This is a genomic window from Blastopirellula marina DSM 3645, assembly GCF_000153105.1.
Taxonomy (GTDB): Bacteria; Planctomycetota; Planctomycetia; order Pirellulales; family Pirellulaceae; genus Blastopirellula; species Blastopirellula marina.
In genome coordinates this window covers 658,973-671,202 of the sequence record NZ_CH672377.1, presented here as the reverse complement: position 1 = coordinate 671,202, position 12,230 = coordinate 658,973, and the positions used below count along the sequence as shown (strand labels likewise).

Annotated in this window: 8 protein-coding genes; 6 read left to right on the top strand and 2 right to left on the bottom strand. The window is 57.5% G+C overall.

All coding sequences use genetic code 11. The features are described 5' to 3' along the window. Nucleotides 1–9: 9 nt before the first annotated feature. The 3 genes from DSM3645_RS21810 (at nucleotide 10) to DSM3645_RS28800 (ending at nucleotide 2,037) form a co-directional block, all read left to right on the top strand. Complete coding sequence (locus DSM3645_RS21810) at nucleotides 10–423, top strand: carboxypeptidase-like regulatory domain-containing protein (protein WP_002654750.1); 414 nt, start codon at nucleotides 10–12, stop codon at nucleotides 421–423. A gap of 191 nt (nucleotides 424–614) precedes the next feature. Further along, nucleotides 615–1,616, top strand: a complete 1,002-nt coding sequence (locus DSM3645_RS21805; protein ID WP_002654749.1) for a DUF1559 domain-containing protein — start codon at nucleotides 615–617, stop codon at nucleotides 1,614–1,616. A gap of 25 nt (nucleotides 1,617–1,641) precedes the next feature. Then, complete coding sequence (locus tag DSM3645_RS28800; protein WP_002654748.1) at nucleotides 1,642–2,037, top strand: carboxypeptidase-like regulatory domain-containing protein; 396 nt, start codon at nucleotides 1,642–1,644, stop codon at nucleotides 2,035–2,037. A 34-nt stretch (nucleotides 2,038–2,071) separates the two neighbouring features. Here the strand turns inward: DSM3645_RS28800 and DSM3645_RS21795 are convergent, their stop codons facing one another. Continuing rightward, on the bottom strand, nucleotides 2,072–3,892 hold the full coding sequence (locus DSM3645_RS21795; protein ID WP_002654747.1) for a PQQ-binding-like beta-propeller repeat protein: 1,821 nt from the start codon (nucleotides 3,890–3,892) through the stop codon (nucleotides 2,072–2,074). Between the two features lie 134 nt (nucleotides 3,893–4,026). Here DSM3645_RS21795 and DSM3645_RS21790 point away from each other — a divergent pair, with 134 nt between their 5' ends. The 3 genes from DSM3645_RS21790 (at nucleotide 4,027) to DSM3645_RS21780 (ending at nucleotide 7,501) form a co-directional block, all read left to right on the top strand. Then, on the top strand, nucleotides 4,027–4,458 hold the full coding sequence (locus DSM3645_RS21790; protein ID WP_002654746.1) for a MarR family winged helix-turn-helix transcriptional regulator: 432 nt from the start codon (nucleotides 4,027–4,029) through the stop codon (nucleotides 4,456–4,458). A 193-nt stretch (nucleotides 4,459–4,651) separates the two neighbouring features. Further along, nucleotides 4,652–5,236 carry a MarR family winged helix-turn-helix transcriptional regulator gene (locus DSM3645_RS21785; protein WP_081444965.1) on the top strand — a complete coding sequence of 195 codons (585 nt, stop codon included), beginning with the start codon at nucleotides 4,652–4,654 and terminating at the stop codon, nucleotides 5,234–5,236. 63 nt (nucleotides 5,237–5,299) lie between these two features. Further along, nucleotides 5,300–7,501 carry an HAD-IIB family hydrolase gene (locus tag DSM3645_RS21780; RefSeq protein WP_002654744.1) on the top strand — a complete coding sequence of 734 codons (2,202 nt, stop codon included), beginning with the start codon at nucleotides 5,300–5,302 and terminating at the stop codon, nucleotides 7,499–7,501. Between the two features lie 34 nt (nucleotides 7,502–7,535). Here DSM3645_RS21780 and DSM3645_RS30715 read toward each other — a convergent pair whose 3' ends face one another. Next, nucleotides 7,536–12,140, bottom strand: coding sequence for a S8 family serine peptidase (locus tag DSM3645_RS30715; protein ID WP_002654743.1), 4,605 nt, complete (start codon nucleotides 12,138–12,140; stop codon nucleotides 7,536–7,538). Between the last annotated feature and the right edge of the window lie 90 nt (nucleotides 12,141–12,230).

Here is a 12,230-nt window from a genome sequence, read left to right as displayed (position 1 = left end):
AACGTCAGCATGAAAAACGTCGTATTGCTTCCGCTGTGTCTTGTTTTGTTGTCGAGCGCGATTGTCGGTTGTGGTGACGCCGGAGTTTCACTAACGCAGTTGAACGGCAAAGTGCTCTACCGTGGAAAACCGCTTGTCGGCGCCGATGTGATCTTTATGCCGCGGGAAACAGGAGGAGTTTCCTCGGGCGTCACCGATTCGGAAGGTGAATTTACGCTTACCTACGTCGACAGACGTTCCGGCGTTTTGCCTGGAGAGCACTTGTTGACAATCACGGAAAGCAACGATCACGCCGGCGACGAAATTGTCAACGAGACCGAAAACGTCGTCCTGCAGAAACCGGTGCGAGAGTATCGCAAGATGATGCTCGTTGACGCTTCCATGGAATTTGTCGAAATCGACGTGACCGGCGAATTCAAGTAGGCGCGTTTCCCGGAATTGCCCCCTGCGTAGGTTGTCGCTGCCGATCTTCTTGAATTTTGGCAGGTATTCCAGTCGCCGCGCACAGAAGTAACCAGTGATCCGCCTGGCAAGCGGTGAAATTGCGATTTTCCTGGTTAGGCTACTAGCTGGAAATGAATTATTCATCCATTCCTATCAAAGGATTCCGTGCCATGAAGAGGAGAATCGGTTTTACCCTGGTCGAACTGTTGGTGGTGATCGCCATCATCGGCGTGTTGATCGCTTTGCTGCTGCCGGCCGTGCAGCAAGCCCGCGAAGCGGCGCGACGCATGACTTGCTCAAACAATTTGAAGCAGTTGTCGTTGGCGATGCACAACTACCACGACGTGCATCAAGTCTTTCCGCCGGCAGTCCTGATGCCGTCTGCGGATCGCAAAGGAGGCGCTTCGTGGTTGACACGCTTGTTGCCGCAGATGGAGCAGAACGCCGCCTATGATCAGATGACGTTCGTCGACACGGACTGGTCTGATCAGATTGGCCCGAACCGCAACTGGCAAGTCACCAACGAGCTGCGGGTTTCGGCTTTGAATTGTCCTTCTAGTACGATGCTGAACACTCGCAAACGAGCGACTTCGTCCGGGACGCAAGCATTGGGGGCCCCGGCCGAAATCGAGTATCAAATCGCTGACTATGTGGGCAACGCCGGCAGCTATTTCAGCGGCGCAAATGTGACCGAAGACGCCACGCCGGGCGAATGGGGCATTTATGGCTATGTGACTTGGAACGGGACGCTCGTTTCGATCGACGAGAAAAACTCGCGGGCAATTGGATTTCGCGACGTGGTCGATGGGACCAGCAACACGATTACGATTGGTGAGCAATCGAGCTTTTACAACGGCCCCAATTGCGCAGCAGGCAACTGCGACTGGCGCGGCGGCAGCTGGGATGGCGGCGCCTGGTCATGCGGCGTCGGCGGCTGGGATGAGTGGTGGTTGAACGTAGCGACCGTTCGTCATGGCATCAACTGGAATGGAACCGGAATCGGACACAATCAGCCCTATTACCGCCACACGATTTTTCGTTCGCAACATCCGGGCGGCGCCCAAATGGCGCGGGCCGATGGTTCGGTTGCTTTCTATGCCGAAACGACCGGTTTGCAGACGTTGATGTCCCTGTTCGATCGCGCGGACGGCGCCGTGATCAGCAACGATTAACTCCGACACCACAAGGGAGAACGTGATGAAAATGCGAAGCCTATTGCTCTTGCTATCGTTCGCCGCTTTGGTGGGATGCGGTGCGAAGGGGCCGGTATTGGCCCCGTTGCAGGGACTCGTGACTGACGACGGAAATCCCGCCGCCGGCATGAACGTCACCTTTTCGCCGCAGCAAGATGGCGCGGCGTCGTGGGGGATCACCGACTCAGAAGGGAAATTCACGCTCAACTATATCGATGGTCGTGAGGGCGTACTTCCCGGTGAGCATATCGTCTCGATTACCGGAGGGAACCCGTTGGTTGGCGATGGTCAGTCGGCGCGTGCTCCACGTCGGGTCAAGCGACCGCGGGAATATCGGCGTACGATGGAAGTTGCCGTCGATCAAGATTTTGTCGAGATCGACTTGGCGGCGAAAAAATAAACGCATCCCTGTGAGATCTAAAAACGGCCGACGATTATTCGTCGGCTGTTTTTGTTTCTTGCCAATCACGCAGTTCAAACCCAACCATCTCTTCGCCGTTGCGGACAAACAGCTTGCCAGCGGCGACGACCGGGTGGTTCCAAGTTTTGCCGTCGAACACGCGGAACTTCGTGATTTCTGTGTGGTCTTCCGGGGTCGCTTTCACGAGCGCCAGCTCCCCGTTTTCGCTCACGATGATCAGCACGCCGGCATCTTCGACCAACAGCGTTTGTCCATGGCCATAGCGGCCTCCCTTCCAGACGCGATCGCCGGTCGCCGCTTCGATGCAGGTAAAGATGCGATCGTCGAATCCGTAAAAATGCCCCTCGAACTGAACGAAATCGTTGAAGTAGGGCTTCAAATTGCGTGAAGTCCATTCTTCGGTCGCCGACCAATTTTCGGCGTCGCGCCCGATATCAATTTTCCGGGTTCCCATCCCTAGGCCGGTGCCGACATAGACCGAATCAGCGACGATCTGCGGCTGCACGACGCGATTGCCGGGTTGGATGTCCCACTCATTTTCCCAGAGGACTTCGCCATCCTCGGAAGCAAGTCCTTGGACGCCCCAATCGGTCATCATGACGACCTGATCGACGCCTGCCAGATTGGCCAGATGGGGCGAACTGTAGCTATGCTTGCCGCGACCGCTTGTCCATTGGATTTCGCCGGTCTCGAGGTCGTAGGCGACGACCGCTTTGCCTGTTTCTCCGGGCTGACCCTCGAACTGCTGATCGCCGGCGAATACGATCACCGTTGGGCCGGCGATCAGCGGAGAGCTGGAAAAGCCCCACTCCGGCGTTTTTGCATTCACGTCCTGGGTCAGGTCACGCCGCCAAATCTCGGCGCCGTTGGTCGCATCGATGCACGAAACGAATCCGGATCCTCCCAACGCGTAAAGCTTGCCGGCGTGGAACGTGGGCGTCGCGCGCGGACCGGGCCCGGCCAAGGGTTCTTCAAAACGGGTTTCGATCGCGTACCGCCAAATTGGTTGGCCGGTTGTCGCGTCGTAGCAGGTCACCAATTCTTCATCGCCGAGCTGTTCCTGCGTCACAATTTGATCGCCGATGGCGCAGAAGGAGGACCAGCCGGGACCAATTTTCCGCCGCCAGAGTTCCTGCGGCGGGTGTTGGTCCCAATCGGTCGCGAACGTAGCGCCACGCAAGACGCCGTCACGCTGCGGACCACGAAAGCCGGGCCAAGTGGATGTCGACGCGGCGAGCGCCGCACTATCGGGAGCGACGTGCGGCGCCGGCGAATTTTTGAGTTCGGCCAACAACGCCTCTTCGTTGGTGGGATTCCAACGCGGCGAAAAGTCGGCGGTAATCGTGCCGCGCACGCCGTCGAGTTTTAAGCAGAGGGTCAAACCGGCCGTGATGACCAAGACCGACGCCAAAGCGAAGCGTTGCACCGGCCAGCCAAACGGAATCGCCAGGAGTGCGACTAACCCGCAAGCGACAATCGTCCACGGAGCCAGCACGATCCCCAGCACCATTGCGTTTATCGACGGATCGGAAAAGAGAATCGCACCCAGCGCTAGAGCGATGACGAGCCCGATCGAGATCAGTCGTTCGCGAAGCGGCAGGCGGCAAAATGCGATTAACCACACCATCGTCAGCGTCAAACAGGCGAGCGCTCCCCACATCATTGACATAAAATGGAACATCGTGCTGGGAGCGATGCGACCAGGAATCGTCAAGATCGCCAACTGACAAACGGCGATTGCGATCAACGGCCAGATACGCGGCGAAGCCTTCGCCGCCGAGTGGCCAGCGGCGGAATCGTTGTTTTCGGGATGATTTGTCGTGAGATCGCTCATTTTGACGCTCCTGATATCGCCCCCGATGGGCGAATTCGCTATCGATAAGGTTGCGAAACGCAGCTAAGCGGAAATTTATAGACCAGTACACAATTTGTCAATCAAGCGGCAGCCAAGTTTTTCGAGAAGAAGCATTGAAATCAGAAGAAGTGGCGGAAAAGATCGGTCGTTTTGGAAAAGCATTTTCCCAATGGTTGGAGGTCGAAATGGCCGCCGCCGGTACGACGGCGTCCCGTGCGCGCTTGCTTTATGCGCTGAAATGCAGCGGCACCTGCAAGATGAACGACATTAGCACTCGGCTGCAGGTGACTCCGCGAAACGTCACGAAATTGGTCGACGCGCTCGAAAGCGAAGGGCTGGTCGAGCGAAATCCGCATCCGGAAGATCGCCGCGCAACCTTGATATCGCTGACCGATCGCGGCATGTTGACAGTCAAAGAGACGATTTTGAAAAATGACGTCGTGCTGAAACTGTTTGAAGAATTGCCGGACGCAGATCGCGTGGAATTGGGACGGATTCTGGAGCAGTTGCTCGACGGGCTGGCGCGACGCGGATTCTCTGCATAGCCGCAAACTTGTCAGTCGGGGGGCTGTTGCGGCGGCGCTTTCTTTCGCACTCACAATATCGAAATGCCGTTGAAGCGACTTTAGTGGGGCGAATATGCGCGTTTATGTCGTAATTGTCCGCGCTAGTTGACAGCAACTCTTTCGTACACGTAAAGTAGTGCAAGCCCCACATTGATGTTATCTGGAAGCTTGCATGGGAGTTCATGACCCGTTGGAAGATCAGATCGCATTCGCTTTACGGCGAATCATGCGATCGATTGATCTTGAATCGCGACAATTGTTGCAAGAGATCGGGTTAACCTTTCCGCAACTCGCCGCGCTGCAGGCGATTCATCGCTTGCAACCGACGACAGCCGGCAAGGTCGCGAGCTCTATTCATCTTGGTCATGCCACGCTGACGGGAATTCTTGACCGTTTGGAAAAGCGGGAGTTGATCGCTCGTCAACGGAGCGAGAATGATCGACGCCACATCCGGGTTCAATTGACTGACGCCGGTCAAAAGTTGCTCGACAAAGCGCCGACGTTGCTGCATCGTCCGTTTCAGCGCCAACTGGATCAGTTGGAAAGTTGGGAGCAGATGCAGGTCGCCGCTACGCTCCAGCGTGTCGCTACGATGATGGAAAACTCGGGCGGTTCGTCGTCCAAGGTGGTTGATTTGCAGTCAATCGACCCGCCGGAAAATGATCACTACCCGGCCGAAATGGACTCGGCACGCCGCTTGCAAAGTAAGAAAGGTCTGAATCGAGAGAGGCGAAACGATTCTTCAACCAGCCCATAGAAATCGCGCGTCGAGCCATCGCCTAAAAACGTTTGACGCCGAGCAACCAGGGGGAGGTATTTGATGTACATCCAGCTCATCAGTCTTCACGGTCTTATCCGCGCGTCCAACATCGAAATGGGACGCGACGCCGATACCGGAGGCCAAGTAAGATACGTGCTGGAGTTGGCCCAAAATCTGGCCGCTTTGCCAGAGGTAGAGGGGGTCGATCTATTCACTCGTCGGATCAAAGACAAGCGAGTATCGAGCGACTACTCGGAACCGATCGAAGAACTGGGCCCCAACTGTCGCCTGATTCGCTTGCCGTGCGGTCCCGGACGATACCTTCGCAAAGAGCGGCTGTGGCCCTACGTCGACGAGTTTGTCGATGCGATGATTACCTTCACGCGTCGCGAGGGTCGCTCGCCGACGTTGGTTCATGGTCACTATGCGGACGCCGGATATATCGCCAAAGAAGTCGCGTCCGTCTTTGACGTCCCGTTCGTCTTTACAGGGCACTCGCTCGGCAAGCCCAAGTTGGCTTACCTCATGGACGAAGGGTGGACCCGCGAAGACGCCGACAAAGAACTTGCGATGGATCGTCGCATTCAGGTCGAACAAGACTGTCTCTCGGTCGCCGATCTGGTGATCACTAGTACGCGACATGAACGAGATCAGCAGTACGCGGATTACTTCAAAGAGGAAGATCTCAATTTTCGCGTCATTCCGCCGGGGACCGATCTCGATCGCTTCTTTCCGTATTATGACTATGAGATGTCGAGCAACGGAATTGACGAGCAGTTCAAGCAGGCCCGCATGCGGATGCGCCGCGAACTGAATCGCTTTCACTTTGCACCTGACAAGCCGATGATCTTGGCGCTGTGTCGTCCTGATCGCCGCAAAAATATCAATGCTTTAATTAGCGCCTACGGCGAAAGCAAAGAACTGCAAGCGATCGCGAACTTGGCGGTCTTCGCCGGGATTCGTGATGATATCGAGTCGATGCCGGAAAACGAGCAAAAGGTGCTTACCGACATGTTGATGGCGATGGATCGTTACGACTTGTACGGCAAGATGGCGATTCCAAAAAATCATAGTTCGGAATTTGACGTGCCGGAGTTGTATCGGCTGGCCGCTTCGGATCGCGGCATCTTCGTCAACAGCGCATTCATCGAATTGTTCGGGCTCACTTCGATCGAGTCGTCCGCGACCGGGTTGCCGTTTGTGGCGACGCAAGAGGGTGGTCCGCAAGACATTGCCGAGAACTGCAAGAGCGGGATCGCGGTCGATGTGACCGACTCGAAGGCGTTGACCGACGCAATGTTGACCTTGCTAACCGATCACGAAAAGTGGGATGAATGTTCCTCGAACGGCGTGAATCTGGTGCGTAAGCTCTACTCGTGGGAAACGCACTGTCGGCACTATCTTGAAGCGATTCGAGAAATCGTTTCTTCGCCGTCGCGGACTCCTTCGGCGGTCGGAAAACCGGCGGTCGGACCACGGATGATCAATGTCGAACGGATGCTGATCACCGACATCGACAACACGCTGCTGGGTGACGATCAAGCGCTCGCGCAGCTCAAGCAAGTGCTGAAAGATAATCGCTCGCGAATCGGATTTGGCGTCGCATCGGGAAGAGCGCTGGAATTGATCGATGACGTCCTCGAGAAACATGGCATCCACGACATCGACGTGATTATCAGTTCGGTCGGCGCTGAGATGTACTACGGACCCGATCGCGTTCCGGTCAAAGGCTGGGGCGCCCATCTGCGTTCGCGTTGGAAGCCGGACCGGGTTCATGCGGCGCTGGACGGGCTGCCGTTTTTGCATCTGCAGCCGGAGTCCCACTCGCAGCGCGAATTCAAAATCAGCTACTCGCTGGATGATGCGTTGGAACCGAAGGAAGCGCTACCGCTGATTCGGGATGCTCTATCACAGACCGGCGTTGCACATTCGCTGATCTTTTCGCATGGACGTTTTCTCGACATTCTGCCGCATCGAGCGTCGAAGGGAAAAGCGATTCGCTATCTCTCTTCCAAGTGGAATATCCCGCTTACCAACATCGCCACCGCCGGCGACTCCGGCAACGATATGGACATGTTGACCGGCGAGACGGCCGGGATTGTGGTCGGCAACTATGATCCGGAACTCGAGAAGCTGCGCGAGAGCAAATCGTCACGCGTCTATTTCGCTCAGGCACATTGCGCCGGCGGGATACTGGAAGGTCTGGAGCATTACGGCTTTATTGGATCGCCATCAGCGACGTTGCGGGCGGTCGGAGCTTAACGCTCGATCGTCCGCGGGCTGAGACTCCGGCAGCCTAGGCTTCCGGCAACTCGAAATCAACTTGATCCAGCGAAGAGTAGAGGTCGTCGGCTTCGACCGAGAACGAATCTTCGCGCTGGGCCAGATCGCTGGCGATCTGGTCTCCCCACGCGTCCATGGCGTTAACGATCGTCGGCATTGACAAACGTTCGTCCCGCGCCGACTGGGCTGCGGCGACATCGGCCAATTGATCGCTCTTCTGCGAAATGGAGCCGCCGAGAGTTCGCGGCGCGCCAGTCGTCGGTAGAGGGGCGGTGCGCGATTGGGCAAGCGAGTCGATGTCGTCTCCAAACCGCAGGGCCACCTCGGCGGCGATTGCGGCGACTTGGGCTTGGATCGAATCGAGCGTGGGCGACGCGGCTGGCGGCGCGAAGTTGCTCGCGTCGACCGAAGTCGATGCGGAACGGATCGAAAGTGCAGCAGTGGATGCGGAGACAAAGTCCACCATCGACGACGCATGGTGGATCGCCGGCGTTGTCGCCGCAATACGAAAGACCTGGGAGACCGAAGCGCTGCCGTTGGTTGCGGCGACGGTGACGATAACGTCCCCCGTAAAGTTCGCCGGCCGATCGACAATCAGCTGACCGTTTTCAATGCGCGCCGTAACGTCGCCGCTGGTTTCGGCAGCGTTGACTAACAAGCTGGGATCTTCGTAGTAAGCAGAATCAAGCGTCGCGATTCGGTCACCGCCGCCGATGTCTCCCTGCCACTTGTAGAGGACGGCCTGATCTCCTTCCTGAGTCAGATAGTACCACTGGTAGTTCGCATCACGGATGAACTTTTCTTGGTGACCGTAGGCGTTATAGGCGTAGTTGGTGCGGCTTAAAAACGGATCGCTGACAAAGTTCGCCGCTTTGTCGATCGCATAGGCTTCAGCGTCGGAAACGGCGGTCGCAGCCGTCGAAAGAACCACCGAGTCGCCACCGGTCAAATAGTCGCGCAAATCAAGCGTATAGCGCGTTTCGCCGCTCGGAAATTGGTCATTCGCAATCGGCGCAAGTTCCAGCGTCTGTGCCGCAAACACGACGTCGAATGTACGAGTTTCGGCGCCGTTCGACCCGGTGGCCGTTACCGTCAATGTGATGCGCCCCGCAAAACCGTCGCGCGGCGTCACGACCAGTTTGCCGGTCGCGGGGTCGATCGCGACATCCACGTCCGCTTGCGGCGTCGCTGGTTCGTTTTGATAGAGAAGTTTCGGGTCGTTGTAGTAGGAGATGTCCAGCGTCGCGATCACAGTGCTGCGAACAAAGCTCCCTTTCCACTCGTGCAGCAGCGCATGTTGACCGTCGGTGGTGACAAAGCACCATTGCCCCGATTCGGTTTTGACATACTTCTCACCCTGACGCTGCGAGTTGTAGGCGAAGTTCGTCTGCTCGAGCCAATCATCTTGGACGACGCCATACTGCGATGCGCCGGTTGTCGTTCCGCCGCCAGGCGCGGCGACCTCAAAATCGGTCATCCCTTGGCCGAAGTCGTACTGCGACAGATCAATCTCGAGCGGCTTTCCGGACGTGCCGGCAAATTCGGACGGCAACGGATCCGCGGCAATCGGCGCCGCCGAGATCGTGATCGAGAAGGTTTGCGTCGCGGTCGAAACGCCGTCAGAAACAGAAATCGTGACTTGCACGTTGCCGGCCGCCGCACTGGTTGCATCAAAGCGAAAAACGCCATCGCTGATCGCGACTTCGACTAGGCGCCCGGCCGCGTCGGTCGCGGTGGCGATATACGTCAGCAAGTCGCCGTCGCGGTTTTCGACCGTCAGGGGAAGTTCCAACTGGCCATCGTGACTTAGCGTTTGATCGGCGATCACGCCGAGCTGAACCGCATCGTTTGTGACCGAAACGACGAACTCTTCCCAGGTCGTTTCGCCGCCGCGGGCGGCGCTGACGCGCACCGTAAAATTACCGACATAGCCCCTGGGCGGATCAATGGTCAAACGGCCTGTCTCGGCGTTCCAGTGGACGTTCGCAGGCACATCCCCCAAGACCTTGGCCGAAATGGTCGCGCCGGGACTCGCGTTGACATCGACCTCAAGCGAGTCTTGGACGTGATGAATCGTGATGTCGTCAAGCGGATCGATTTCCAGTGACGATGCGACTGAAAAGTGAATACCGAAAGATTGGAGCGTGCCGACGTCGGAGGCGAACGAATCGCTGACGCGTAGCGTCCAGGTTCCGGCCGTCGACATTCCTTCCAGCAGCGACAGATCTCCACTCGGACGAAAACGCCCCGAAAAGGGCGCCGCGGCGTCGCCGATCAGCATCTCAGCGTCATCGTCGAGGATGGTTCCATGGAAACCGTCTCCCGATCCGCCGATCGCCGAAAACAGTTTGATCTGCGTTCCATTGGGAGCGATCAACACCACGGTCAGGTCAGAGTCCCAAGTGTGATCGATGTCGAGCCAAATATCGGCGTCCGCGACCTTCAAGTCGTCGGAAATCTGTAGCGGGATATCGATCGAACCATAGGTGGGAAGTGGGATCGGCCCCGTTGTTTCGTAGATCGCGATGTCGACCAGATCGATCGAAAAATGCCCGGTGATTCCTGCTCCCACGTTGCCATGCAAGTCCGCGACGGCGCCGTCGGCCAGTTGATAGGTAATCTCGCCGTTGTCGTATGGCAACTGCAGCCAAAACCGCGCGGTGCGATCGCCAATCATCTCCACTGCGATGACTCCGCCGCTCGAAAGTTGCAGATCGGCGGCGGTTAACGTGGCTGGGTCGATCGCTTCGCTGAAGATGAGGTCCAGGTATTTCGGAAGATCATCCAGCGCTGCGCCGTTGGCGATGCTCGTCTGGGTGATGGTCAATCTTGCGGCGTCGTAGAAAAACTCACGGACAAAGCCGGTCAGAGCCAAACCATCGCCGTTTCGTTCGACCGAGCCGGCCAACAGCTCCATCCGCTGAGCGCCTTGCGCGACGATCGGCGACTGCGAATAGTGGAACGTAACCTGATTGCCGTTGACGACCGTCAAGCTGTCGGCGGCCTGGCCGTTGACCAGAAAGTCGGACGCGGCGACGGTCGATGGATCAAAATTGCCGCTAAATTCGATGGTGAAGTTGGTCAGCGGTGATTCGACGACGGCGCCTGCTTCGATCGATGCGTCGGTGACGCTGAAGTTGAGCTGATGCAGCGTGCCGAGCGCATTCAATCGCCCGCCGGTCGATACTTTCCCGTGCAGTCCAGCAATGTCGTCAGCGCCGCCCAACAGGGCCGCTTTGATCTGCTCCATCGTCGCCGAAGGATTGATCGAGTAAGCCAACGCGATCACGCCAGAGACGTGCGGCGCCGCCATGCTGGTGCCGCTGAGCGATAGGTAACGACCGCGCGTGATCGTACTGACGATTCCGACGCCGGGGGCGGCGATATCGACACTGGACGCGCCATAGTTGCTGAAGCCTGCGAGTTGGTCATTATGGTCGGTCGCTGCGACCGAGATGACGTTGTCGAGTCCGTAACTAGCTGGGTATTGCGGGTTGACGTCGTTGTTAGTCCCGTTGTTGCCGGCAGCGGCGACAAACAAAATATCTTCGTCACCGCTCGCTTTGATCGCGTTGTACAGGGCCGAACTGTATTCGCCTCCTCCCCAACTGTTGTTGGTGGCGACGACGTTCACGCCGTACAGCTTTTTCATCATGGTAGCGTAGTTCAAAGCGCGTACCGCATCGGCCGTACTGCCGGAACCGGACGCACTGAGGAACTTAAGCGCCATGATCGACGCCGACGACGCGACGCCGACAACGCCGGTCGCATTGTCACCCTCGGCGGCGATGGTTCCGGCGACATGCGTGCCGTGCATGTTGTCATCCATCGGATCGCCGTCGTTGTTCAGAAAGTCGTAGCCATAGACGTCGTCGACAAAACCGTTGCCGTCGTTGTCGATTCCGTCTCCCGCGATTTCGCCGGGGTTGACCCACATGCTGTGAATCAGATCAGGATGCGTGTAGTCAACGCCGGTGTCGATCACAGCGACCACTATGTTCGGATTTCCGGTCGTGATTTCCCAAGCTTCCGGTGCGTCGATGTCGGCGTCGACCGTGCCGCCGGTTTGCCCCTGATTGTCGAGACCCCAGAGCGAATCGCCTTGGGGATCGCTAGTCGCCAGATGAGCCGGCAGCAGCGCGTTCGGCTCAAAAGTGGTGACGATCGATTGTCCGGCGAGCCAGTCAGTGACGGCGTTGATCTCGGCGTCATAGGTGCGAATGAGCAATTGGCCGCTTAGACCGAGGCCGCCGATGATCTCAAATTGCAGCGTACCGCCGTCCAGCAGCGCCGCAACGTCGGTCAGTGATGTGATCGACGCGGCCAGCGAAGCGTCCAACTGAATGATCCACTCGTCGTTGTAGACGTCCAGCGTCGTGTTTTCCCAGACGACCTGCGTGGTTGATTCAGCGAAGGTCGCGTTGCCGGCGTCAATTTGCGAATGCGCGGAAGTCGATAGTTGCTCAAACCAAATCGGCGAAAGAAAGTTCGCCGTATCGCCGGCGAACAATTCACGCACTTCCAAACGTTCGATCTGGCCGAACGAGGCGTCAGGAGTAATCGGTTTTTTAACACGCGGCCGAATCGTGTTCAGCGCGTATCTGCGGAAGATAGACATGCGAAATCGTCGCGGGCGTATCAGGAAGGAACCGTCGGGGGAAGGCGTGATTGCGCGTCGCCAAAGGACGATGCTCGCCGCGAAAAGATA

What these genes read in the sequence shown, in the direction of transcription:
- DSM3645_RS21780 (WP_002654744.1), top strand. Translation starts at nt 5,300, where the DNA reads ATGTACATCCAGCTCATCAGTCTTCACGGTCTTATCCGCGCGTCCAAC.
- DSM3645_RS30715 (WP_002654743.1), bottom strand. Translation starts at nt 12,140, where the DNA reads ATGTCTATCTTCCGCAGATACGCGCTGAACACGATTCGGCCGCGTGTT.
- DSM3645_RS28800 (WP_002654748.1), top strand. Translation starts at nt 1,642, where the DNA reads ATGAAAATGCGAAGCCTATTGCTCTTGCTATCGTTCGCCGCTTTGGTG.
- DSM3645_RS21785 (WP_081444965.1), top strand. Translation starts at nt 4,652, where the DNA reads ATGGGAGTTCATGACCCGTTGGAAGATCAGATCGCATTCGCTTTACGG.
- DSM3645_RS21795 (WP_002654747.1), bottom strand. Translation starts at nt 3,892, where the DNA reads ATGAGCGATCTCACGACAAATCATCCCGAAAACAACGATTCCGCCGCT.
- DSM3645_RS21805 (WP_002654749.1), top strand. Translation starts at nt 615, where the DNA reads ATGAAGAGGAGAATCGGTTTTACCCTGGTCGAACTGTTGGTGGTGATC.
- DSM3645_RS21810 (WP_002654750.1), top strand. Translation starts at nt 10, where the DNA reads ATGAAAAACGTCGTATTGCTTCCGCTGTGTCTTGTTTTGTTGTCGAGC.